We start from the raw sequence: 23528 nt of genomic DNA on the forward strand, positions 1-23528 counted from the left end.
TTAGTCCTTCTCTACCTGAGCTGGTTTCAAGGTACGTAACCCCCAAATCAGCATACCGATGATAAAGAATGCACTTGGCGCGAGGAGGAACAGGCCATTTGGCATGTACCAACCACCGGTTTGTAGTGATTCAAAAACTGTGATACCAAACAATTTGCCGGAACCAAATAACTCACGTAAAAAGCCGACTAAAACAAGGATCACACCGTAACCTAGACCATTACCAATACCGTCCATGAAGCTTTCAATTGGTGGTGCTTTCATTGCATAAGCTTCAGCACGCCCCATTACGATACAGTTAGTAATAATCAAGCCAACAAATACAGAAAGTTGTTTTGATATTTCATAGGCATATGCACGTAAAATTTGGTCAACCACAATAACTAAAGAAGCAATGATTGCCATTTGAACGATAATACGTACGCTGCTCGGAATATAATTCCTGATGAGTGAAATAAAGAAGTTAGAAAATGCCGTCACTAAGGTTACAGCAATCGTCATAACGAGTGCTGTTTCTAACTTCGTTGTCACTGCCAGTGCAGAACAAACCCCTAATACCTGTAAAGCAATTGGGTTGTTATCCAATAACGGTCCAAGTAGGACGCGTTTTACTTCTTTTGAATCAGCCATTATTCAGCGCTCCTTCACGTACTTTTTTCAGGAACGGACCAAAACCGTTATCCCCTAACCAGAAATCAAACATATGCTGGATTCCGTTTGATGTTAGAGTCGCACCTGAAAGGCCGTCGATACCGAATGGGTTATCTGTCGCACCACCGCGCACGATTTTAATTGCCGGAACCCCCTGCTCATTGAACAGTTTTTTACCGGGCCATTGGGCTTTCCACTGAGGGTTATCAACCTCACCGCCCAGCCCTGGTGTTTCACCATGTGCATAGTAAGTAATACCACGAGAGGTGACACCATCTACATCTACCGCAATAAAGGCATACATGACAGACCACAAACCAGAGCCGTAAACAGGTAAAATAATTTGTGATACTTTTCCAGCTTCATCTTTAACTAAATAGATTTCAGCGCTATTGGCACGACGGCGAATTTTTGCAATATCTTCTGCAGGAGAGAGTGCAATACTCGTTTCTTCGCTGCGTAGCTCGCTATTTAAGTCATAACGGCTAGTGCTATCAGATAATTCATTAGTTTTAAAATTCAAAAGTTTAGGTTCGATACGATCCTTATATACATCTTGAACTTCCTCAGCGGTCATTTTAGGTTGCAGCAAGCCAGCAACACTTAAAATATTACGTTGAGTATCTAACTGAATCTGTTCTTGCTGCTGTGGTTTTAGACCAACTGCAGCCCCTGCGACGACAATAGAGCAAACTAGGCAAAGAATAAAAACAACTAGAAATGTTCTGCCGACGCTATCGTTATTCATTGGTTTTTCATTAGCCACGAGCTTTTCTCCGCTTAATATTTGCTTGAACGACCAGATAGTCAAACAGAGGAGCAAACAGGTTGGCGAATAGGATCGCCAGCATCATCCCTTCTGGATAAGCTGGGTTAACAACCCTGATAAGAACACACATTACACCGATCAGAATGCCGTACGCCCATTTACCTTTGTCTGTGAAAGACGCTGATACTGGGTCTGTCGCCATAAAAATCATACCAAATGCGAAGCCACCAAGTACCATGTGCCACCACCATGGCATGGCAAATAACGGGTTAGTATCAGAGCCAATAGCATTGAATAGGTAGGACATTGCAATCATACCAACCATCACGCCAGCAACAATACGCCATGATGCGATACGGAAGAACATGATAAGAGCGCCACCAATAAACAACATCAGTGTTGACACTTCACCAATTGAACCTGGCATATTACCTAAAAAGGCTTGCATCCAAGTAATAGGTTCATGAGTCACCGTGTTCATTAGGGCATGCTCACCACCGGTTGCCCATTGTGATAATGGTGTCGCACCAGAGAAGCCATCTGCTGCAGTCCAAACTAAGTCACCTGATATTTGAGCAGGATAAGCAAAGAATAAGAAAGCACGGCCAGCTAATGCTGGGTTTAAGAAGTTACGCCCAGTACCGCCAAAAATTTCTTTCGCAACAACAACCCCGAAAGTGATACCTAATGCAGCCTGCCATAAAGGAATGGTTGGTGGCACAATCAAGGCAAATAGGATCGAGGTAATAAAGAAGCCTTCGTTAATTTCATGGCCGCGGATCATGGCGAATAAGACTTCCCAGAAACCACCGACTAAGAAAACGACAGCATAAATAGGAAGGAAATACACTGCACCTAGCAGCATTTTACTTCCCCACCCTGCATCCATCGAAAGTGATGCACCTAGAAACTGTGCTAAGCTATAATGCCAATCACTCGCGAGAACTTGCTGTAACTCCGCCCCGCTATATAATTGGTGCAAAGCTGGGATGGCTTGGTTACCAACGTTATACATTCCCCAGAACATCGCTGGGAAAACCGCTAGCCACACCAATATCATCATACGTTTCAGGTCGATGGTATCCCTGACATGAGAACGCCCTTTTGTTACCGTACCCGGCGTATAAAAAACAGTCGAAACTGCTTCAAATAACGCATAGTATTTTTCTAACTTTCCACCGGGCTCAAAATGGTGCTCATACTTTTCAAATAAATTTTTCAGACCCATGGAATCACCCTTCTAGCTCAATCTTGGTCAGAACATCACGTAGCACTGGACCATATTCATATTTCGCTGGGCAAACATAGGTACATAAACCTAGATCTTCTTCGTCCAACTCTAAACAGCCCAATTCTTGTGATGTATCAGTGTCTCCAGCGAGGAGATCGCGCAACAAATGAGTGACCATGATATCGAGAGGCATGACTCGCTCGTAATTACCAATTGGTACCATCGAACGCTCACCGCCGTTCATTGTCGTTGTGAAATTAAAACGTTTATTTTTCAGGAAGTGCCCGATTGTGGTACGCGTAATCGTAAACTTATTAACACCAGGCATAATCCAGCCAAATAACTCTTTATTGCGACCTTCGGCTAACACTGAAACTTGATTGTGAAAACGACCAAGATAGTGATGAGTATCATCACATGTCACGCCCCAAAGGACTGAACCAGAAATAATACGATTTTCACCCGCTTTAAGCTGACCTTGTGTTAATTCATATAAATCAGCACCTAGACGAGTACGCAGAAGACGAGGCTTTTCAACTTGTGGCCCTGCTAATGAAATCACGCGGTCTGTATATAGGTGACCCGTAACAAATAGCTTACCAATAGCAATAACGTCTTGGTAATTAAGGCTCCAAACTTTTTTCTTGATGCTAACGGGTTCCAAGAAATGAATATGAGTTCCCACTAAACCTGCAGGATGCGGCCCTATAAATTGGGTATAAGAAATTTGGTTATGAGCCGTATTCTTCGGTAAGTCTCCCTCTCCATGACAAACATGGATTTTACCTTCTGTTAAACGGCTTAGAACCAAAAGCCCATCGTTAAATGCTTGTTCTTGCTCTTGAATAACTAAAATAGGATCCGCTGCAAGTGGATTGGTATCCATTGCAGTAACAAAAATAGCGATAGGTGAAGAACCCGGTTGTGGAGAACGGCTAAATGGACGCGTTCTTAAAGAAGTCCACAAACCCGATTTTATCAAGTTTTCTTCGACTTGCTGTTGCGTTAATGTAGATAGCTCATCACGAGTATAAGCTGAAAAAGTTTCTTGTTCATCGCCATCAATTTCGATGACAACAGATTGAAGCACACGACGCTCACCACGATGAATAGCAACAATTTTACCGCAGGCTGGGCTTGTAAATAAAACCCCTGGGTTCTTTTTATCTTCAAAAAGAACCTGTCCTTTAACTACACGCTCACCTTCTTTAACCAGCATCGAAGGACGCATTCCGACATATTCCTCACCTAGCACAGCTACGTGTTGAATTTTCGGGCCGTCTTCTATCACTTGGGCTGGCTCACCTGCAATAGGAAGGTTGAGGCCTTTTTTAATTTTAATCATAAGATCTGCACAAGTTTATCAGTTAAACCCTAAGCTAACGATTCAGCAATGAATGATAGCGACTCATTAAATAAAAAATAGCTCAAGCAATAGGCATCACTTAAGCAGGTATTCTCACATAATTGTTACTAAATTTTATCTTCTGCCAACCATAATTTTATCAGTTCCCACTCTCTATGTCCGGCTATAGAAGTGACATAGTTCAAGCAAATTGCATTAATATTTAAATTTTTTTGTTAACAATTCGATATTATCGATATTTAAGCTCACATTTATCGATCATTGTTCATTATTTAAACAATAAAGGTTCATTTAAAAACTATTAACAAACTATATTAATTTTCGATTTACTCGTCTAGAATGCATAAAATATGTACTCTTTTTATTCAATAACATTTTCTTGATATGGCTTAGATATGAAATTAAGTAAATTTTTTAGTGCAATTTTCTTATTTGTACTCATATATTCTCCTGTTATTCAGGCGAGTAACTATTCATTTCTACTTAATAATAACGTATCGGATAGCCCAAACTCATCTATTTTTATTCAAATATTTAAGCAAGAAGGTTTATTAGAACTCTATCAAAAAACGCCATCAGGAAAATATAAACTGTCGAAAACTTACCCAATTTGTAAGTTTTCTGGCGGGCTAGGCCCCAAAAAAATTGAAGGTGACCTGAAAAGTCCAGAAGGATTTTATCAAATTACTGCCGAACAGCTCAATCCTAATAGTCGGTATTACCGATCTATCAATATTGGTTTTCCTAATGAGTTTGATAAAGCACAAGGTTATAGTGGCAGCTATCTTATGATCCATGGCAGTTGCGTTTCTGTGGGATGTTATGCCATGACGGACAAATATATGGGTGAGATTTACCAAACAGTAGAAACAGCCTTACTCAGTGGACAGTCCGTCATTAATGTCAGCATTTATCCATTTAAAATGACAAATGAAAATATGCTGCGCTATCGCAATTCCAGCCACTATGCTTTTTGGAAACAATTACAACCGGCCTATGAGTATTTCAACCGCACAGGAAGGCCTGCTGAGGTCTCAGTCTCTTTAGGTAAATATGCGGTTATTGACCAAGCTGAGACCCCAACAAAATTGTTAGGGTCTAAATCACAATATGCGCTCACCAAGATAGAATAAGACAAAATTGCCTGGGTCAATTCGCTGCCAGTTTTCGTTGCCCGTGAGTGGTTGCGTTGCGATCACAGAGACCACATCAGTAGGTGTCGTGCACTGTTCGAAATCGATTTCAATATCTTGGTCAAGTAATTTTGCTTTACCAAACGGTGCCTTACGCGTTAGCCAATGTAAATTCGTCGAGCTAAAGGCCATCATATATTGCCCATCGGACAGCAACATATTAAATACGCCTTTATGACGCAATTGGTCAGCTAGTGTCGCAATAAAACGGAACACACTTTTCCAATTCGATGGCCTACGTGGATACTTTTCACTGAGTTGATGAAGTATCCAGCAAAATGCCCATTCGCTATCGGTTTCACCTATCGGGCAATAGCGCCCAGTTTTTAGTGTACGATAGCCTTTTAACTGCCCATTGTGCGCATAAGTCCAATTACGTCCCCATAACTCCCGTGTAAAGGGGTGAGTGTTCACTAACGACACATCCCCTCGGTTTGCTTGGCGAATATGAGCAACAATACTTTCTGATTTAATCGGATATTCCTGCACAAAGCGAGCGACAGGTGATAAAAAACTAGGTTGAGGATCTTTAAATGTGCGACACCCGAGCCCCTCATAAAAGGTGATTCCCCAGCCATCTTTATGTGGGCCCGTTTGACCTCCTCGGGAAATCAACCCACTGAGGCTAAACGAAATATCAGTTGGAACATTGGCACTCATGCCAAGTAACTCGCACATTTAAAAAACTCCTGAAACAGTAATAACGTTATTTCACCATCTCTTTTTCAATTAACTGAATTAAGATATGAATAACTTTAATATGAATTTCTTGAATACGGTCGGCATAACCAAAGTGTGGGACACGAATTTCAATATCCGCAGTTCCCGCCATTTTCCCGCCATCTTTACCTGTTAATGTGATGACTTTCATACCTTTTTCACGCGCAGCTGCAATCGCTTTAATAATATTTCCAGAATTACCGGAGGTAGAAATTCCAAGTAAAACATCGCCTTTCATACCAACAGCTTCAATAAAACGTGAAAAAACATACTCATAACCGAAGTCATTACTCACACAAGATAAATGACTCACATCTGAGATTGCAATCGCAGGATAGCCCGGACGGTTTTCGCGGTAACGCCCTGTTAATTCTTCAGCGAAATGCATTGCATCACAGTGAGAGCCCCCATTACCACAAGATAATACTTTGCCACCCGCTTTAAAAGAGTCAGCCAGTAAAACGGCAGCCTGTTGGATTGCAGCAATATTGGCGTCATCGCTAAGGAAATTCGATAACGTCTCGGCCGCTTCTGTCAGCTCACCGCGGATTAGGTCTTGATACATGAGATTTCCTCTTAATTAAGAATACGTTATAAAAAACACGATTAATTCAGATTCAAATTATCCTAAAAGAAAAATGGCGCTCCATGGCAAAACTCAGATAGATATCAGTAATTAATCTTTAATAGTCAGATTGTTGCACAGGGATAATTTTGTTTCTACTTTTGATTGTGCTGTCTTGATCCTACCGACAAAATTCATCGTGACTCATAGCCAATAACCTGACTTTTCATAGAGCCGATAATACAAACTACTACGATATTTTCCTTTACATGACGTTTTTGTGAGCTAAGTTGTAATTAGGATGTAAATATATTGCTAATTCTTTATTAATGGGTATAGATTAAAGCAACAAACAGGTCAGACCTCTTACAAGTAGACAGGAGCTTCGCTATGATCCTTCTCAGCATCGTGTTATTTCTCGCCTTAATAGGCGTACTTTGTTATCACAAAACATCTTTGGTTTTTAGCTCAGTATTATTATTGGCTTATACCGCGGTTATGGGAGTCATCGATATTTGGAGCTACTGGATGTTACTGCCAGTTGCCTTGGTATTATTTCCTTTTGTCTTCACTCCTGTACGCCAATCGCTTTTCTCTATCCGCGCGATGAAAATGTTCCAAAAAGTCATGCCTCCTATGTCGAGCACAGAAAAGGAAGCCATTGACGCAGGAACAACGTGGTGGGAAGGCGACCTTTTCCGCGGAGCGCCAGATTGGAATAAATTGCATAACTATCCAAAACCACAGCTAACCGCAGAAGAACAAGCTTTTATTGATGGGCCTGTTGAAACCGTTTGTGGCATGGTCAACGACTTCGAAGTGAGCCATGAACTGGCAGATCTAACACCTGAAGTGTGGCAATACCTGCGTGATCACCGCTTCTTCGCGATGATCATCAAAAAAGAATACGGTGGCTTAGAGTTTTCTGCTTATGCGCAATCTCAGGTTCTACAAAAGCTCGCTGGTGTCTCCGGTATTCTTGCTATCACTGTAGGGGTACCAAATTCATTAGGTCCAGGTGAATTACTGCAACATTATGGCACTGATGAACAAAAACAACGCTATTTACCGGGCTTAGCTACAGGTGAGGAAATCCCTTGTTTTGCATTAACCAGCCCAGAAGCAGGCTCCGATGCCGGTGCTATCCCAGATTCAGGTGTCGTTTGTATGGGTGAATGGCAAGGCGAGCAAGTATTAGGAATGCGTTTAACATGGAACAAACGCTATATTACCTTAGCGCCAATTGCCACTGTATTAGGCCTTGCATTCAAGCTTTCAGACCCTGATAAACTATTAGGTGGTGAGAAAAACCTTGGTATCACCTGTGCACTCATTCCAACTAATACCCCTGGCGTTGAAATTGGTCATCGCCACTTCCCACTTAATATTCCATTTATGAATGGTCCTACACGTGGAAAAGATATTTTTGTTCCAATCGATTACATTATCGGTGGGCCAAAAATGGCAGGCCAAGGTTGGAGAATGTTAGTTGAGTGTCTTTCTGTTGGTCGTGGTATTACATTACCATCAAACTCAACAGGTAGTTTGAAGAGTATTGCTATCGCGACAGGGGCTTACTCTTATATTCGCCGTCAATTCAAATTACCAATTGGTAAAATGGAAGGTATTGAAGAACCACTAGCTCGCATCGCAGGTAATACCTATCTGATGGACGCAGCAGCAACGCTCATCACCTCTGGAATTATGTTAGGTGAGAAACCTGCCGTTTTATCCGCTATTGTTAAATACCACTGTACACACCGTGGCCAGCGCGCCATTATTGATGCCATGGATATTACGGGTGGTAAAGGAATTTGTCTTGGGGATTCAAACTTTGTTGCTAGAGCCTACCAAGGCGCACCTATCGCCATTACGGTTGAAGGGGCAAATATCCTAACCCGTAGTATGATTATCTTCGGTCAAGGGGCTATCCGTTGCCATCCATTTGTATTAGAAGAAATGGCCGCAGCACAGGATAATAACTTACATAAATTCGATAATGCCGTATTTGGGCATATAGGTCATGTGGTTAGTAATCAATTCCGTAGCTTCTGGCTTGGTTTAACCAATGGTCGCGGAAGTCATGCACCAACCAAAGATGAAACGCGCCGTTACTATCAAATGCTAAACCGCCAAAGTGCCAACTTAGCATTACTATCCGATGTTGCCATGGGTGTGTTAGGGGGTAGCTTGAAACGCCGCGAACGTATCTCTGCTCGCTTAGGGGATATTTTAAGCAACTTGTATCTCGCATCTGCAACCTTAAAACGTTATGAAGATGAAGGTCGTCAAAAAGCAGACTTACCATTAGTGAAATGGGCGGTTGAAGATTGTTTATATCAATCAGAAAAAGCGATGGATGATCTCCTGAAAAACTTCCCTAACAAGTTGGTTGCGGGGGTAATGCGCATCACCCTATTCCCTACTGGCCGTGCGATGTCAACACCATCAGACCGACTAGACCATAAACTGGCTCAAATTCTGATGGAACCATCAGAAACACGCGACAGACTGGGCCGTGGGCAGTATTTAACACCTACGGAAAACAACCCTCATGGCTTAGTTAACCAAGCCTTGCTGGATATCATTGCCGCGGAACCAATCTTTGAGCGCATCTGCCGCCTGAAAGAGCGTAAACTCAGCTTTACTCGCTTAGATAAACTTGCTGACCAACTACTTCCTGAAAACGTAATTACTCAAGAAGAAGCTGATATCTTGCGTAAAGCAGAAGCAAGCCGGTTACGGACGATTAACGTCGATGAGTTTGAGTTTGATGATTTGGGTGTACTTCCGACAAAAAAGTCACCAGATGAACCTTCAAATGAAGAAACTAGTAAGAAAAAGAAAGCGGCTTGATTAATTTTAGCTAGTAAATCAAAGGGAACTCAAGAGTTCCCTTTGTCATTTAGATTTAAAGCAAATAATCACTGAAATATTCGGCTACTTTGTCTTCATCAATACCTAAATGCCCCTTCCAGCCAGCCCATGGCATCTCCATATCTGAGCGACCTTTAGTATTGTTTAACTGGGACTCAGTACTCACAAGGTCACCAAAATTAACCCTCGACGCTAATGATAAAGGAATAAACTGATTTGGTATCACACCGATCAATGCTAAAGATTGTAAAACCCCTCTATGTGTATATTTATTACCCGGGATTATTTTGGCTTCAGCCAGACGCTTTTCAAAATGGCCGGGGGTTTCATCATCCTTAGCAGAACGAAATAAATCCAATAACTGGTTAAATTTAATTTTATCGTCCCCAAGCGGTTGTACTGGCTCAACATTAAGTAAGTGTTTTAAATTTAAATAAGCATATGAGGTATTACCTGTATAGGAATTTCCGTAATACAAGCAATATTGAAAGTAACTATCGTTGATGTGAATTTTTCGATTGTAATCACTGCATACCCAGCAACAGGCTAATTGTGGTTTTTCTATATAGTCATGAATCTGTATATTTTGGAGCTTATGAAAAGCACCTAGCACTGAACGTCCTCGTAAATAACTTCCGCCAACACCTGCAATAAAAGTATCAAAACAGCGCTCTTGGCTGAGTTTTTCCTCTTTTTTTAAACTGTTGAACTTGTGCATAATATCAGCATGGTCATTGAAAGACTCAATGTGATTCACTTGCCAATTAATTCGAGCGAGTTCCAATTGTTCTTTGGCTGACAGTGTACTTTGACTATAAACAGAAACCTCACGACCAACGTCATATTGGCTATTTTCGTACTTATACAGTTTACGAAGAACCCTCATCACTTTTTGCACTGATTTTTACCTTCTAGCTTTTATTATGTTGCGTAGAATTTATATAAGGTAGGTAAAGTACATGGGAATATAGATGTGGTGAATCAGAATAACCGCATCTTACAATAATAGCCCTATGAGTAAGATGCAGTTATCTATAATGAAAGGAAGACTTACAGCTCCAGAGCCAATAGCTCTTCAATCGTTTGGCGGCGGCGAATTAATTGTGGTTTACCATTCACAAACATCACTTCGGGTAATAATGGGCGGCTATTGTAGTTTGAAGACATCGAGGCACCATAAGCGCCTGTGTCATGAAAAACCAGAAAATCGCCAACTTTAACCTCAGGTAAAGCACGGGTTACCACTAAACCGCCCTCTAACTGGGTAAATACATCTCCTGATTCACACAGAGGGCCAGCGACAATCGTGTCTTTTAATTGAGCCCCATCAAGGTTACGTCCATCCATAGGTAATACCGAAATATGGTGATAGCTGCCATACATCGCTGGGCGCATTAGGTCATTAAAACCACTGTCTACAAGTACATAGTGGCGACTACCCATATCTTTAACGGCTCGCACTTCTGCTAATAGTACCCCAGACTCAGCAACTAAATAGCGGCCGGGTTCTATTTCAAGTTCAATTTTGTGGCCTAAGTGTTGTTCGATGCGTTGGCGAGCGTTATCCCATAGGCTGTAATAATGCGGTACATCGATTAATTCATCACCTTCACGATAAGGGGTTGATAACCCACCGCCTGCTGAAATGGCATGAAGGTCAACCCCTGCGGTTGTGACTAACGCCACCATAGAATCACACACATCGGCAAGATGTTGATAGTCAACCCCTGAGCCAATATGCATATGGATACCAACTAGCGATAAATTGTAATGGCGAATTTTCTCTAACGCTGCAGGTAAATCTTCATGCCAAATACCGTGCTTACTATTTTCACCACCAGTATTGGTTTTTTGGCTATGGCCGTGACCAAAACCTGGATTGATGCGTAACCAAACAGGATGACCAGCTTTTTGTTCGCCAATTTGCTCAAGCATGTCAATAGAGCCTGCATTCACAGGGATATCTAGCTCAGTCACTTTCGCTAATGTGGCTCTATCGAGCACATCTGCTGTAAATACGATTTCTGAGTTCTCACGTCCAGGCTGGAACCCTGCCACCAGCGCACGTTCTATTTCCCCTAAAGAAACAGAATCGACTTTAACGCCTTGTTGTTTCATTAAGCGCAGAATATGAATATTCGAACATGCTTTTTGTGCAAAGCGGACAGTATCAAAAACTTGTAATTGCTTGATACGCTCAATAATCACCGCGCTATCATAAACCCAAACAGGGCTACCATACTGCTCAGGTAATACACGTAAATATTCAGGTGTTAAATATTGGCTTGTTGTCGTTGCGAATGAAGTCATTGTCTTTCTCGTTTGCAAGTTTTTATTATATTAAAAGCTATTATTCAAAGAATAATACGGGAAAAAAAATATCTATTTTGCTAAAGTCTATTCATATTTGATATAGACTTTATTTAAGGACTTCCTATGCAAGCCATTTCATGGCGGCACATTGAAATATTCCGTGCAGTAATGACAGCCCCCAACCTGACGGAAGCCGCTGCACTGCTAAACACCTCACAACCAACTATCAGCCGTGAACTTGCTCGCTTAGAATACCTTTTACAGTTTAAGTTATTCGATAGGGTCAAAGGACGTCTACAGCCAACAGCACAAGGATTACGGTTTCTTGAAGAAGTCGAACGCTCTTATTATGGTTTGGAACGCATTAAAAACTCAGCGGAAACTATCCGACGCTTCGAACATGCCCAAATCTCGATAACCTGTTTACCTGCTTTCGCGCAATCTTTATTGCCCCATGTTTGCCAATCGTTTATGGAAAATTACCCTGATGTCAGCATCACAGTGATCCCGCAAGAGTCTCCTGTTCTTGAAGAATGGTTGTCCGCTCAGCGTTACGATTTCGGTTTAACAGAACATTTGCAAATGCCTCCGGGCACTGAACAACAAACACTGGGAAGTTTAAATGAAGTGTGTGTCTTACCCGCAAACCACCCTTTAGCCCAAAAAGAAGTCCTAACCCCCAATGATTTTCAAGGCCAACGTTTTATTAGCCTATCATTAACTGACAGCTATCGTCAGTTGATTGACTCAACATTTGCGGAGCACCATATCGAGCGCAAAATGGTCATGGAGACGCATTCAGCATCATCTATTTGCGCTATGGCACTAAAAGGGATTGGGATTTCTATTGTTAACCCTTTAACTGCATTAGATTTTCATCAACAATCTGCTGGGAAGTTGGCTCTGCGCCCACTCAGCTTTTCCATTCCTTTTACCGTTAGCTTGATAAAACCTATTCACCGCCCTTCATCACAATTGACCAATATTTTTACTCAACATTTAAAGGATAACTTTAATCAAATAAAAACCCAGCTAATTTCCGCGCTGTTGCATCAATAACTGCCAGTGAGGTGAAGTTGCAAACCAATTAGCGAGATAATCAATCACCACCCTCAATGCAGTTGGCATTTTTTGCCGACTCGTATACACAGCGTAAATACCTAGAGGCATTGGCGTATATTCAGGTAATAGTTGAACTAACGCCCCTGAGGACAAATGATCAGCAACAGAATAATATGGTTGCATAGAGATACCCGCGCCCTGCAATGTTGCCTCAGCGAGAAATACGGATTCATTCGCACTTAATGGCCCATCAACCAATACACTATGCTGCATACCTGCCTTTTCAAAGACCCATAAGCTACGACCAAAAAAATTGTAGGTTAAGCAATCGAGTAAAACTAAATCTTCTGGTTTTTCGGGATATTTTTTCCCTTTTAAAAAATCAGGTGAAGCACAAATGACAGAATGGCAAGTTGACAATGGTTTTGCGATTAAACTCGGCTCCAGTTGATTAGTGATGCGGATCGCCAAGTCAATTCGTTCCTCTATTAAATTAACTGATTTATTCGATATTTGCATATCTATAGCCATATTTGGATAGAGTTTCATAAACTCAGCAATAGCCACAGAAAGCGCACTTTGGGCAATAGATTGTGAGCAACTAATGCGCACTAAACCAGATAATGCTTTTGCATCAAGCTCTTGCTGCACAGGGACCATTTGGGAAATAGCATTAAGTTGCAAAGATTGTTGATATACCCCTTCCCCCGCTGAAGTTAAACTTAATTTCCGCGTGGTACGATTTAATAAACGCACTCCCGCCCATTGTTCCATTTCCGACAAATAGCGAGTCACCATCGCTCTCGACATCTCTAATTTTTCTGCTGCTCCACTTAGGCTGCCTTGTTCAACGATAGTAATAAATACTTCTGCTGCCTTTAATCTATCCATACCACTCTCATTTGACCGAATTGTGCAACAAACAACACCTAATTATGGGGTTTTTTATCTTATCATTGCAATTTAATATACACGCCATGCAAAAAACAAGCTTTCCTGTATAACTTTATTTTAGGATACAAAATGAAATTTACCTTATTAGCTGCAACCGCGTTATTCGCCACTACGATAAATATGACCCAAGCTGAAACACTAAAATTAGACGTTTATAATCCTGGAAATAACAGCGTATTTCCGGTTTCCTCTGAAATTATTAGCGGTTCAAGTGAAGTGGTGTTAATTGACGCACAATTTCAAAAAAATGATGCACAACAATTGGTTGATAAAATTAAAAAGCTCAACAAGAAATTAACCACGATTTATATTAGCCACTCAGATCCAGATTACTATTTTGGGCTCGATACCCTAACAAACGCCTTCCCTGAAGCTAAAGTGGTCGCGACAGCAAATACAGTTGAAGCCATTAAAGCAACTAAAGATGGCAAACTGGCTTACTGGGGTGGTGTATTAAAAGATGAGGCACCTGCCCATATTATCGTCCCTGAGGTCATTAAAGGAGATAGCTTCACAGTTGATGGTGAACGACTTGAAATTAAAGGCCTTGATAGCGCATCACCAGATAGAACTTATGTCTGGGTTCCATCATTAAAAGCCGTTGTAGGGGGCGTTATTGTTTCTGACAATATTCATGTTTGGGTAGCAGATACACAAACAGAAGAGTCACGTAAAAATTGGCAGCAAACATTAAAAGACATCAAAGCACTGAACCCAATAACCGTTGTTCCCGGTCACTTTACGGGAGCATCTAAATTAGATACAAGCACGGTTTCTTTTACTCAAAAATACTTACAAGATTTTGAAAATGCAGCAAAAACAAGTAAAAACTCAGATGAACTCATCCAAAAAATTGCGGTAAAATATCCACAATTGGATGACAAATCAAGTTTAGAACTTAGTGCAAAAGTTGTTAAAGGCGAAATGCAGTGGCCTCAATAACCAAGTGATACTCACTATTACAGCCATTTTGCGCGGTATGTTCCGTAGCAACTCACTGAATGACTAAAAGCAATTTGGCTGATTTCACCGAATGGTAGTGGTATTAATTTTTTGATGATAATGATACAACTTAACTAAAATTATTTAAAAAGATCAAATAGAGAGAACGATTATGAGCAATATCACCCTACATTATATTTATGACCCTTATTGCGGCTGGTGCTATGCCGCTGCGCCTTTAATCGAAATTGCCAACCAACATCCAAGTATCAACATTGAAATGCATGGTGGTGGTATGTTAGCTGGCAATGCACGCCTACATTTAGATGATAATTTTCGCCAATATATTCTGCAAGCTGATAAGCGCATTGCATCCATGACAGGGCAAGTATTTGGCGATGACTATATAAAAATGCTACACGAACCTAATTTGGTTATGGACTCAACACCACCGCAAACCGCTATATTAGCGGCAACCAAGCAAGGCAAAGGCTTTGAGATGCTTAAAGCCATTCAAAAAACACACTACATTTCAGGACGCCATATTAAAGATACCGCGGTACTTCTTGAGCTCGCCAAAGAAATTGGCCTCGATGTAACCCAGTATGTGTCCGACTACAGTGAGTGTGAGCAACATGAAACTGCGGCCCACATTGAAACAAGTAAGGCTCTGTTAGCGCAGTCAGGTGCATCCGGTTTTCCAACTCTGTTAATACAACAACAGGGGAAATGGTTACGAGTTCCATTACAGAATTACCTCGGTGAGCCGAGTAAATGGCAGCAATTTTTAGATTCTTTGGTAACCGCAGCGTCTTAATAATCACTCTTTTTAATAAGCCACCTTTCAAATATGCGCATAAGGTTGTCATTTAATTTAATATTCAATTATTGATAAATACAACCATGTGCTAGCACTAATAATTAACGCGGGGCCAAATGGAATCGTCTTCGTTGTTTTAGCTATTTGCACCTCAGATAATATCTCGGCGTGGGCTAGATTTACCAGTTGCTTTTTTTGGTATATTTTAGGCCATAGCCCAAAGTTAACCCAGTATTGTAATAGCCCCAACCCTGCAGCGGTGCCCAAAAAGTAAGGTAACTCCCAAACGCCAAGCCAAGCCGAACAAGCGGCAACAAGTTTAAAATCCCCTCTCCCCATTTGTGGTTGATAAGTTTGTCTTTCAACCAATGTAACCACCATTAACATCACTAAGTAGCTGATCAGTACTGCATAAATAGCTGAGACTACATTCCCATTTGGTAAGTGAATTTGATATAGCAACCCCACCCATAATAATGGGTACGTAAGAACATCAGGGAGATAACCTATTTTATTATCAATGATAAATAATGGTATTATTAAATTAATATATAATGTTAAAAATAAAATAATACGTAAATTATTAGATGAATAATATATTATAAAAATTAGTACACTATATATTAGAAGTAAAACAGTATTTTTAATAATAATTTTGGATTTATCAAAATGAACAACGGGTAAATAAATAAGTAGTTTTTTAGTCGTAAAAAAGGATATTAGCAGCATAAAAAAAGAAGAAAAAACACAAATAAAATCAATGATATTTATAGATTTATCATTTTGACATGATAATGTAAATTGCTCAGACGGCGAAATAATAGATATAACCGATGATATTAAAGTACAGAGTAACTCCCTCATATTAACTCCTTATTCCTTTATGGAGATAAAAATAAATATACTGTGAATTTCTGCTATCCCCAACACTTTAATTCCGTTGAGTAGAGTCGGTTTATTCGAATATCATGATCTTCTAGTTTACTTTCATCACTGTTTAAGATGTCACCTATGGCACAGACATACTATAAAAGGTCAGTATTTCGTTATAAACTAGGTAGCAGCGCTTGAGTTTAACAATTCAACCCCCATATTCATCAAAGTTATATTATTTATTAACCCAGTCTGTACTAAGGAAAAGCTATGCGCATTCCACGCATTTATCACCCAGAGCCTCTTCAAATAAACACAACAATTTCTCTTGGTGATGATGCTGCAAACCATGTAGGTCGAGTACTGCGCATGACTGCAGGCCAAAAACTCGAACTTTTTGATGGCAGCAATAAAACCTTTAGTGCTGAAATTACTGAAGCAACTAAAAAAAATGTATTCGTACACATTAAAAATAGCCAAGTTGACGATAGAGAATCCCCTCTCGATTTACACCTCGGGCAGGTCATGTCTCGTGGGGAAAAAATGGAATTTACTATCCAAAAATCTGTCGAACTCGGAGTTAATACAATAACACCTTTGTTATCAGAACGTTGTGGTGTTCGCCTAGATGGCGAACGGCTCGATAAAAAATTACTTCAATGGCAAAAAATTGCGATTGCTGCCTGCGAACAATGTGGCCGCAACCGAATTCCAGAAATTCGCCCAGTACAAACCCTTGAAGCATGGTGCGCGGAAACTGACGGTGCATTTAAAGTCAATTTGCACCCACGAGCAACAGAAAGTATTAATACGTTACCCTCTGAACTGAAGAAAGTACGATTGTTGATTGGCCCGGAAGGTGGCTTGTCAGCAGACGAAATTGCCATGACAGCAAATTATCAATTTACCGATATACTGTTAGGGCCTCGAGTATTACGAACAGAAACGACTGCGCTAACCGCTATCACAGCACTACAAGTGCGCTTAGGTGATCTGGGGTAAGGAGAAAAAATGATCAAGCTCGGTATAGTGATGGATCCTATTTCATCCATCAAAATCAAGAAAGACACCAGTTTTGCAATGATGCTGGAAGCTCAGCGTCGAGGTTATGAAATCCATTATATGGAAATGAATGACCTGTATTTACACCAAGGTGAAGCTCGCGCACAAACAAAAATCGTGACAGTCGAAGAAAACCCAGAAAAATGGTACGAATTTCATGGGGAACAAGATATCCCCCTAAGTTCACTTGATGCCATTTTAATGCGGAAAGACCCGCCTTTTGATACTGAATTTATCTATGCGACTTATATTTTAGAAAGAGCGGAACAAGCTGGCACCTTAATTGTGAATAAACCGCAAAGCTTACGTGACTGCAATGAGAAACTCTTTACTGCTTGGTTTGCTGAGTTAACACCGGACACATTGGTCACGCGCAGCCCACAAAAGTTAAGAGAATTTCACCAAAAACATGGGGATGTCATATTCAAACCACTAGATGGTATGGGTGGCGCTTCGATTTTCCGTCTTAAACAAGATGACCCAAATGTGGGCGTAATTATCGAAACGCTAACGGAACATAGCTCCCGTTACTGCATGGCCCAAAACTTCCTACCAGCAATTAAAGATGGTGATAAACGTGTCTTGGTGGTGGATGGTGAACCTGTTCCTTATTGCTTAGCGCGAATTCCAGCTCAAGGTGAAACCCGAGGTAACCTTGCAGCGGGTGGCCGTGGGGAAGCTCGTCCATTAAGTGAAAGTGACTGGGCCATTGCACGTGCCGTAGCGCCAACATTAAAAGAAAAAGGCTTAATTTTTGTTGGCCTTGATATCATTGGTGACCGTTTAACCGAAATTAACGTGACTAGCCCAACGTGTGCACGGGAAATTGAAGCCGCATTTGATATCTCCATTACAGGTATGTTAATGGATGCCATTGAACGCCGTCTCAATAAATAATTTATAGTGGTGGTTTATCTTCACTGATGGCTTTTATTATTTTCACACAATAAAAGTCATCCATTTTATTTACCACCTATAAGTTTGCCTTTTATTGTGTTCTCTCAATTGTTTTAAATTTGCTGGAGTCTAAGTTTGAATCTGCAAAACCATTTTCTTATCGCCATGCCATCCTTAACAGACCCTTATTTTGAGCAGTCAGTCGTTTATGTGTGTGAGCACAATGAAAAAGGGGCGATGGGGATTGTGATTAACAAGCCTATTGATGATTTTTCTGTCGATAAGATGCTTAAAAAACTCGAAATTACGATTTCAGATAAAATTGATAACCGTAATTTAAAGAAGCCTGTCATTGCGGGTGGTCCCGTGGCTGAAGAGCATGGGTTCATCTTACACACACCGATAAAAGGCTTTTTATCGAGTCTGCACTTAAATGATGAAGTGATGGTGACAACGTCAAAAGATATCTTAGAGACTTTAGGAAGTGAGCACTCCCCCTCAAACTCTTTAGTTGCACTAGGTTATGCAAGCTGGGAACCAGGCCAACTTGAACGTGAAATCATGGAAAATAGCTGGTTGACCGTTGAAGCTTCTCCTGAGCTTATTTTTGATACACCAATTCATGAACGCTGGACTGCTGCAGCTAAATTAATTGGTATTGATATTCATACTATTTCAATGCAAGCGGGGCATGCTTAATGTCTGGAAGAACTTTGTTAGCCTTTGATTTTGGAACCAAAAGCATCGGTGTGGCCGTTGGACAAGAAATTACAGGTACCGCGCGACCATTAACCTCACTAAAAGCCAGTGACGGCCGCCCCGATTGGCAACAAATCGAAAAGTTACTTAAAGAATGGCAACCTCAGTTGGTTATTGTTGGCCTTCCCCTTAATATGGATGGTACGGAACAACTGGTCACAAGCCAAGCCCGTAATTTTGCAAATCGAATTCATGGCCGTTTTGGTGTTAAAGTCGAATTACATGATGAACGTCTTTCCACGGTTGAAGCAAAAGCAGGCCTTTTTGAACAAGGTGGTTATCGAGCTTTGAGTAAAGGAAAAGTAGATTCTGCGTCTGCTGTTGTGATCCTTGAAAGCTGGTTTGAGCAACATATTTAAGCATCGCGTATTTTACGTGGTTATTTTTAGCTTAACCTCATGCAATGGTGCCGTTCTGATGTAATTTGCTTTACACTATGGTCAATAGCCGCTATTCATGTAAGACATGAATAAAATAGTATTGAATAAACCATATTGAATAAAATAATGACCATTCAAAATAATATCTCTGATGTCACCGCGCGTATTGAGCATGCTGCCGCAGAGTGTCAGCGCTCACCACAAGACATTACGCTACTCGCGGTAAGTAAAACCAAGCCTTGTGAAGCTATTTCAGAAGCCATTGAGGCAGGTCAGTGCCAATTTGGTGAGAATTATGTTCAGGAGGGTGTTGAAAAAATTCAATATTTCTCTGATAGAAATGACTTAGTTTGGCATTTTATCGGCCCATTACAATCGAATAAAAGCCGCCTTGTTGCTGAGCACTTTGATTGGTTCCATACCTTAGACAGAGCCAAAATCGCTCAGCGCTTAAATGACCAACGTCCAAGTGGAAAAGCGCCCCTCAATGTGCTAATTCAAATCAATATCAGCGATGAAAACAGTAAATCAGGTATAACACTCGCAGAAGTTGCAGACCTTGCGGCACAAGTCGCTACGATGCCAAACCTTGTGCTACGGGGCCTGATGACGATCCCTGCACCTGAAACGGATTATGAACGCCAATGTGCTGTGTTTCATCAAATGAATGAGGCAGTTAAGCAATTAAAAACCACTTACCCCACTGTTGACACTCTTTCAATGGGGATGACTGACGATATGCGTGCAGCAATCCATTGTGGCTCAACACTTGTTCGCATAGGAACCGCTATTTTTGGCGCTCGCCAATATCACCAATAAGATAGGAGAACAGAATGCAACATCGTAAAATTGCCTTCATCGGCGCCGGAAATATGGCTCACGCCATCATTGCTGGGCTGGTTAACCATGGTTACCCTGCATCGATGATCACGGTGTGCTCTCCTACACCGGTACGTCGAGACAAACTGGCCGAGCAATATGGCATTATCAGCAGTCATGATAACTTAGCTGCGGTCAAAGCCGCTGAGGTCATTATCCTAGCGGTTAAACCACAAATGATGAAAGAAGTGTGTGAACCGCTGCAAAATGCCACAAACTTTGACCAAAAATTAGTGATGACAATCGCCGCGGGGATCCCTGCAGAGCGTTATAATGATTACTTTGCACACCAACTGAATTTAGTACGCATCATGCCAAATACGCCATCGTTGGTGGGTAAAGGTGTTAGCGGGTTATTCGCTCAAGGGAAGGTTTCTGAACCAGACAAACAGTTTGCTCAAGAGCTGATGCAAAGTGTTGGCTCCACGATTTGGTGCCAACAAGAGCAAGACATCAATAAGATTATTGCCATTACCGGTAGCTCCCCTGCCTATTTCTTTCTGTTTATGGAATCAATGCAGCAAAAAGCAGAACAACTCGGTTATGATAAGCAACAAGCTCGCGAGCTCGTTCTGAATGCAATTGAAGGGGCTGTAGAACTGGCTAAGTCACAAAGTGACACGGACTTTTCGGCTTTACGTGAACAAGTCACCTCTAAAGGCGGTACCACCGCGATGGCTTTAGAGCAATTTTATAATGGAAATCTTCCGCAAATTGTTGCCGATGCAATGCAAAGCGCAATAAACAGAGCAGAAGAAATGGAAAAACTTTTTTAAATTAATCGCGGAATTCACCATGCAGACCTTAGTATTCGTCGTTACTACCCTGATCCAACTGTATATTTTTGTATTACTACTGCGCGTATGGATGCAGTGGGTGCGTGCAGATTTTTATAATCCTTTTTCGAAATTTGTCGTTAAAGCAACACAGCCTATCGTCGCACCATTACGCCGAATCATTCCTTCTTTTGGCGCGATAGATACCGCTTCAGTGGTTGTTGCGTTTGCTTTAGCCATTGCAGCCATTATCTTTGGTATGTGGGCAACAAACTTACTCCCTATTTTAGGTATAAGCATTTTACCTATGGGATTGATTTTATTATTAACCTATACCGGTAAATTAATTTTTTGGATGATTTTAATCCGTGCAATTCTAAGCTGGGTTAGCCAAGGCCGTAACCCAGTAGATTATTTATTATACCAATTAACCGAACCTTTAATGGCGCCAATCCGTCGCATCATTCCTGCTATGGGCGGGTTAGATTTCTCTGCAATGATTGTGATGTTTATTTTAATCGCATTGAATTACCTGCGTGTAGATATCTCACTGATGATTGACCCATCATTGACTGCAATGATGTATTCCATTGGTATTATGTAAAAACGAGTTTTAAATAATGCAAAAAGTTGTTTTAGCCACCGGTAACCCCGGAAAAGTGAATGAGTTAGCTGGCCTACTACGTGATTTTGGGATGGATATCGTCGCACAAACCTCATTAGGCGTTGAGTCCGCAGAAGAAACGGGCTTAACTTTTATTGAAAATGCAATCCTAAAAGCGCGTCATGCAGCAGCACAAACCGGGCTACCCGCAATTGCTGATGATTCAGGAATTTCCGTTGATGCCCTTGGTGGCGCGCCGGGGATTTACTCTGCCCGCTACGCAGGTGAAGAAGCAACAGACGAGCAAAACCTAGTTAAGCTATTAGAAGCAATGAAAAATGTGCCTGACGACCAGCGTCAGGCTCAATTCAACTGTGTTCTGGTTTATTTACGCCATGCAGAAGACCCTACACCATTAGTATTCCATGGCCGTTGGCATGGTATCATCACCCGTGAACGCAAAGGCCAAGGCGGCTTTGGTTATGACCCCATATTCTATGTTCCAGAATTAGGTTGCACCTCAGCAGAGCTAACGAAAGCAGAAAAGCAAGCCGTTTCACATCGTGGAAAAGCACTCACAATGATGTTGGATGCGCTAAAGAATGTTTAAATTCCCCCCGCTGAGCCTGTATATCCATATCCCTTGGTGTGTACAAAAGTGCCCTTATTGTGACTTCAATTCACATACGCTTAAAGGTGAGATCCCTCAGCAAGAATATGTGGCGCATTTATTAGCCGATTTAGACACCGATGCAAAATTAGTTGCAGGACGTTCGGTAAAAACTATTTTTATTGGAGGCGGAACACCCAGTTTATTAAGTGCTGAGTCAATGCAAGCTTTAATGGATGGCGTACGTCAGCGAGTTGATTTAGACCCACATGCAGAAGTTACCATGGAAGCAAACCCTGGTACTGTTGAAGCTGGTCGTTTTGCAGGTTACCAAGCCGCAGGAATTAATCGTATTTCTATTGGCGTACAAAGCTTCGGTAACGATAAACTAATCACTTTAGGGCGTATTCATGGCGCTGATGAAGCGAAGCGTGCTGCTCAGTTAGCCGCTAATCTTAATTTAAGAAGCTTTAACCTCGATTTAATGCATGGGTTACCCGCGCAAACTCAGGTTGAAGGTTTATCAGACCTGCGCCAAGCTATTGAACTTGCCCCTCCGCACCTGTCTTGGTACCAACTCACTATTGAACCTAACACTCAATTTGGCTCACGCCCTCCGGTATTACCCGATGACGATACACTGTGGGATATTTACACTGAAGGCCATAAATTATTGAGTGCGGCAGGTTACCAGCAATATGAAACATCCGCCTATGCTAAACCCGGTTACCAATGCCAACACAACCTCAATTACTGGCGCTTTGGTGACTATTTAGGTATCGGTTGCGGCGCTCATGGAAAAATTTCTTTTGAAGATGGTCAAATTTTACGAACCGTAAAAACAAAACATCCTCGAGGTTATATGGAGGGCCGTTATATGCACCAATCCTATGACGTTGGCGCTTCCGATAGACCATTTGAATACTTCATGAACCGCTTTCGCCTTCTTGAAGCCATGCCACGCGCTGAATTTACCCAATATACAGGGTTACCAGAATCAACAGTTAGAGCGGCTATTGATGAAGCTTTAGCTAAAGGCTATATCACAGAAACCGTGAATGAATGGCAGATTACAGAGCATGGAAAGTTGTTTCTCAATTCGCTATTAGAGCTATTTTTAGGTGAAGAATAGCGGCTATTCGGTTCATTTATAAATTACTTCACTGATAAATTAGATGAAAGCCCACTTCAAACGAAGTGGGCTTTTGTTTAGAGATAAAAATGA

24 protein-coding genes are annotated in these 23528 nt (G+C 41.3%); 14 read left to right on the plus strand and 10 right to left on the minus strand.

Annotated features, from left to right (window positions below; all coding sequences use genetic code 11):
- Genes PSE72_RS09935 through PSE72_RS09950 form a run of 4 tightly spaced genes read right to left on the minus strand, consistent with a single transcriptional unit; the run spans position 1 to position 3996 of the window.
- Positions 1-630, minus strand: coding sequence for an NADH:ubiquinone reductase (Na(+)-transporting) subunit D (locus PSE72_RS09935; protein WP_004914102.1), 630 nt, complete (start codon positions 628-630; stop codon positions 1-3).
- Entirely contained in the window at positions 623-1417 is a 795-nt protein-coding gene (locus PSE72_RS09940; protein ID WP_004914104.1) for a Na(+)-translocating NADH-quinone reductase subunit C, read from the minus strand. The genes PSE72_RS09935 and PSE72_RS09940 overlap by 8 nt, the downstream gene beginning before the upstream one ends.
- A complete protein-coding gene (locus tag PSE72_RS09945) occupies positions 1410-2648 on the minus strand; it encodes an NADH:ubiquinone reductase (Na(+)-transporting) subunit B (protein WP_004914105.1) in 1239 nt (412 codons plus the stop codon). Before PSE72_RS09945 ends, PSE72_RS09940 begins: the two co-directional genes overlap by 8 nt.
- Before the next feature lie 4 nt (positions 2649-2652).
- A complete protein-coding gene (locus PSE72_RS09950) occupies positions 2653-3996 on the minus strand; it encodes a Na(+)-translocating NADH-quinone reductase subunit A (protein WP_115166708.1) in 1344 nt (447 codons plus the stop codon).
- A 416-nt stretch (positions 3997-4412) separates the two neighbouring features.
- Between PSE72_RS09950 and PSE72_RS09955 the strand changes: the two genes are divergently transcribed.
- On the plus strand, positions 4413-5150 hold the full coding sequence (locus PSE72_RS09955) for a L,D-transpeptidase family protein (protein WP_109911969.1): 738 nt from the start codon (positions 4413-4415) through the stop codon (positions 5148-5150).
- Here the strand turns inward: PSE72_RS09955 and PSE72_RS09960 are convergent.
- Positions 5121-5888, minus strand: a complete 768-nt coding sequence (locus PSE72_RS09960; RefSeq protein WP_004914108.1) for a class II glutamine amidotransferase — start codon at positions 5886-5888, stop codon at positions 5121-5123. The genes PSE72_RS09955 and PSE72_RS09960 overlap by 30 nt on opposite strands.
- A gap of 28 nt (positions 5889-5916) precedes the next feature.
- Complete coding sequence (gene lpcA, locus PSE72_RS09965) at positions 5917-6495, minus strand: D-sedoheptulose 7-phosphate isomerase (RefSeq protein ID WP_004914109.1); 579 nt, start codon at positions 6493-6495, stop codon at positions 5917-5919.
- A gap of 390 nt (positions 6496-6885) precedes the next feature.
- Here lpcA and fadE point away from each other — a divergent pair, with 390 nt between their 5' ends.
- Positions 6886-9351: an acyl-CoA dehydrogenase FadE gene (gene fadE, locus PSE72_RS09970; RefSeq protein WP_115166707.1), complete on the plus strand. Its 2466-nt coding sequence runs from the start codon at positions 6886-6888 to the stop codon at positions 9349-9351.
- Between the two features lie 55 nt (positions 9352-9406).
- Here fadE and PSE72_RS09975 read toward each other — a convergent pair whose 3' ends face one another.
- Together PSE72_RS09975 and lysA are read right to left on the minus strand one after the other, a co-directional pair.
- Positions 9407-10270: a hypothetical protein gene (locus tag PSE72_RS09975; RefSeq protein WP_238563095.1), complete on the minus strand. Its 864-nt coding sequence runs from the start codon at positions 10268-10270 to the stop codon at positions 9407-9409.
- 152 nt (positions 10271-10422) lie between these two features.
- Positions 10423-11682, minus strand: coding sequence for a diaminopimelate decarboxylase (gene lysA / locus PSE72_RS09980; RefSeq protein ID WP_198641889.1), 1260 nt, complete (start codon positions 11680-11682; stop codon positions 10423-10425).
- A 126-nt stretch (positions 11683-11808) separates the two neighbouring features.
- On the opposite strand from lysA, the gene PSE72_RS09985 reads away from it, so the two are divergent.
- A complete protein-coding gene (locus tag PSE72_RS09985; RefSeq protein WP_198641888.1) occupies positions 11809-12744 on the plus strand; it encodes a LysR family transcriptional regulator in 936 nt (311 codons plus the stop codon).
- On the opposite strand, the gene PSE72_RS09990 is transcribed toward PSE72_RS09985, so the two are convergent.
- Complete coding sequence (locus PSE72_RS09990) at positions 12718-13638, minus strand: LysR family transcriptional regulator (protein WP_217007900.1); 921 nt, start codon at positions 13636-13638, stop codon at positions 12718-12720. The genes PSE72_RS09985 and PSE72_RS09990 overlap by 27 nt on opposite strands.
- A gap of 132 nt (positions 13639-13770) precedes the next feature.
- Here PSE72_RS09990 and PSE72_RS09995 point away from each other — a divergent pair, with 132 nt between their 5' ends.
- Together PSE72_RS09995 and PSE72_RS10000 are read left to right on the plus strand one after the other, a co-directional pair.
- On the plus strand, positions 13771-14643 hold the full coding sequence (locus tag PSE72_RS09995) for an MBL fold metallo-hydrolase (RefSeq protein ID WP_115166705.1): 873 nt from the start codon (positions 13771-13773) through the stop codon (positions 14641-14643).
- Positions 14644-14815: 172 nt separating this feature from the next.
- Positions 14816-15460 (plus strand): DsbA family protein, encoded by a 645-nt coding sequence (locus tag PSE72_RS10000; protein WP_004914127.1) that lies wholly within the window; start codon positions 14816-14818, stop codon positions 15458-15460.
- A 57-nt stretch (positions 15461-15517) separates the two neighbouring features.
- Here the strand turns inward: PSE72_RS10000 and PSE72_RS10005 are convergent, their stop codons facing one another.
- Complete coding sequence (locus PSE72_RS10005; protein WP_254178905.1) at positions 15518-16327, minus strand: prepilin peptidase; 810 nt, start codon at positions 16325-16327, stop codon at positions 15518-15520.
- Between the two features lie 279 nt (positions 16328-16606).
- Between PSE72_RS10005 and rsmE the strand changes: the two genes are divergently transcribed.
- From rsmE to hemW, 9 genes are all read left to right on the plus strand, one after another.
- Positions 16607-17338, plus strand: coding sequence for a 16S rRNA (uracil(1498)-N(3))-methyltransferase (rsmE, locus tag PSE72_RS10010; RefSeq protein WP_115166703.1), 732 nt, complete (start codon positions 16607-16609; stop codon positions 17336-17338).
- A gap of 9 nt (positions 17339-17347) precedes the next feature.
- Positions 17348-18295, plus strand: a complete 948-nt coding sequence (gene gshB, locus PSE72_RS10015) for a glutathione synthase (protein WP_004914137.1) — start codon at positions 17348-17350, stop codon at positions 18293-18295.
- 135 nt (positions 18296-18430) lie between these two features.
- Complete coding sequence (locus PSE72_RS10020; RefSeq protein WP_198641887.1) at positions 18431-18994, plus strand: YqgE/AlgH family protein; 564 nt, start codon at positions 18431-18433, stop codon at positions 18992-18994.
- Positions 18994-19413 (plus strand): Holliday junction resolvase RuvX, encoded by a 420-nt coding sequence (ruvX, locus tag PSE72_RS10025; protein ID WP_004914142.1) that lies wholly within the window; start codon positions 18994-18996, stop codon positions 19411-19413. The genes PSE72_RS10020 and ruvX overlap by 1 nt, the downstream gene beginning before the upstream one ends.
- A 147-nt stretch (positions 19414-19560) precedes the next feature.
- Positions 19561-20253, plus strand: a complete 693-nt coding sequence (locus tag PSE72_RS10030; RefSeq protein ID WP_272690954.1) for a YggS family pyridoxal phosphate-dependent enzyme — start codon at positions 19561-19563, stop codon at positions 20251-20253.
- A gap of 14 nt (positions 20254-20267) precedes the next feature.
- Positions 20268-21089, plus strand: coding sequence for a pyrroline-5-carboxylate reductase (gene proC, locus PSE72_RS10035; protein WP_213942808.1), 822 nt, complete (start codon positions 20268-20270; stop codon positions 21087-21089).
- A 19-nt stretch (positions 21090-21108) separates the two neighbouring features.
- The gene (locus tag PSE72_RS10040; RefSeq protein WP_115166701.1) at positions 21109-21693 is read left to right on the plus strand and encodes a YggT family protein; all 585 of its coding nucleotides are present in this window, start codon (positions 21109-21111) and stop codon (positions 21691-21693) included.
- Positions 21694-21709: 16 nt separating this feature from the next.
- Positions 21710-22303: an RdgB/HAM1 family non-canonical purine NTP pyrophosphatase gene (gene rdgB / locus PSE72_RS10045; RefSeq protein WP_115166700.1), complete on the plus strand. Its 594-nt coding sequence runs from the start codon at positions 21710-21712 to the stop codon at positions 22301-22303.
- Positions 22296-23435, plus strand: coding sequence for a radical SAM family heme chaperone HemW (gene hemW, locus PSE72_RS10050; protein ID WP_217007899.1), 1140 nt, complete (start codon positions 22296-22298; stop codon positions 23433-23435). The genes rdgB and hemW overlap by 8 nt, the downstream gene beginning before the upstream one ends.
- The last annotated feature ends 93 nt before the right edge of the window (positions 23436-23528 follow it).

It is taken from the genome of Providencia sp. PROV116 (assembly GCF_028482485.1).
Taxonomy (GTDB): domain Bacteria; phylum Pseudomonadota; class Gammaproteobacteria; order Enterobacterales; family Enterobacteriaceae; genus Providencia; species Providencia rettgeri.

Excerpts from the sequence above, each read along its gene's own strand:
- PSE72_RS09935 (WP_004914102.1), bottom strand. The coding sequence starts at position 630 with ATGGCTGATTCAAAAGAAGTAAAACGCGTCCTACTTGGACCGTTATTG.
- PSE72_RS09945 (WP_004914105.1), bottom strand. The coding sequence starts at position 2,648 with ATGGGTCTGAAAAATTTATTTGAAAAGTATGAGCACCATTTTGAGCCC.
- PSE72_RS09950 (WP_115166708.1), bottom strand. The coding sequence starts at position 3,996 with ATGATTAAAATTAAAAAAGGCCTCAACCTTCCTATTGCAGGTGAGCCA.
- PSE72_RS09955 (WP_109911969.1), top strand. The coding sequence starts at position 4,413 with ATGAAATTAAGTAAATTTTTTAGTGCAATTTTCTTATTTGTACTCATA.
- PSE72_RS09960 (WP_004914108.1), bottom strand. The coding sequence starts at position 5,888 with ATGTGCGAGTTACTTGGCATGAGTGCCAATGTTCCAACTGATATTTCG.
- lpcA (WP_004914109.1), bottom strand. The coding sequence starts at position 6,495 with ATGTATCAAGACCTAATCCGCGGTGAGCTGACAGAAGCGGCCGAGACG.
- fadE (WP_115166707.1), top strand. The coding sequence starts at position 6,886 with ATGATCCTTCTCAGCATCGTGTTATTTCTCGCCTTAATAGGCGTACTT.
- lysA (WP_198641889.1), bottom strand. The coding sequence starts at position 11,682 with ATGACTTCATTCGCAACGACAACAAGCCAATATTTAACACCTGAATAT.
- PSE72_RS09985 (WP_198641888.1), top strand. The coding sequence starts at position 11,809 with ATGCAAGCCATTTCATGGCGGCACATTGAAATATTCCGTGCAGTAATG.
- PSE72_RS09990 (WP_217007900.1), bottom strand. The coding sequence starts at position 13,638 with ATGGATAGATTAAAGGCAGCAGAAGTATTTATTACTATCGTTGAACAA.
- PSE72_RS09995 (WP_115166705.1), top strand. The coding sequence starts at position 13,771 with ATGAAATTTACCTTATTAGCTGCAACCGCGTTATTCGCCACTACGATA.
- PSE72_RS10000 (WP_004914127.1), top strand. The coding sequence starts at position 14,816 with ATGAGCAATATCACCCTACATTATATTTATGACCCTTATTGCGGCTGG.
- PSE72_RS10005 (WP_254178905.1), bottom strand. The coding sequence starts at position 16,327 with ATGAGGGAGTTACTCTGTACTTTAATATCATCGGTTATATCTATTATT.
- rsmE (WP_115166703.1), top strand. The coding sequence starts at position 16,607 with ATGCGCATTCCACGCATTTATCACCCAGAGCCTCTTCAAATAAACACA.
- gshB (WP_004914137.1), top strand. The coding sequence starts at position 17,348 with ATGATCAAGCTCGGTATAGTGATGGATCCTATTTCATCCATCAAAATC.
- ruvX (WP_004914142.1), top strand. The coding sequence starts at position 18,994 with ATGTCTGGAAGAACTTTGTTAGCCTTTGATTTTGGAACCAAAAGCATC.
- PSE72_RS10030 (WP_272690954.1), top strand. The coding sequence starts at position 19,561 with ATGACCATTCAAAATAATATCTCTGATGTCACCGCGCGTATTGAGCAT.
- proC (WP_213942808.1), top strand. The coding sequence starts at position 20,268 with ATGCAACATCGTAAAATTGCCTTCATCGGCGCCGGAAATATGGCTCAC.
- PSE72_RS10040 (WP_115166701.1), top strand. The coding sequence starts at position 21,109 with ATGCAGACCTTAGTATTCGTCGTTACTACCCTGATCCAACTGTATATT.
- rdgB (WP_115166700.1), top strand. The coding sequence starts at position 21,710 with ATGCAAAAAGTTGTTTTAGCCACCGGTAACCCCGGAAAAGTGAATGAG.
- hemW (WP_217007899.1), top strand. The coding sequence starts at position 22,296 with ATGTTTAAATTCCCCCCGCTGAGCCTGTATATCCATATCCCTTGGTGT.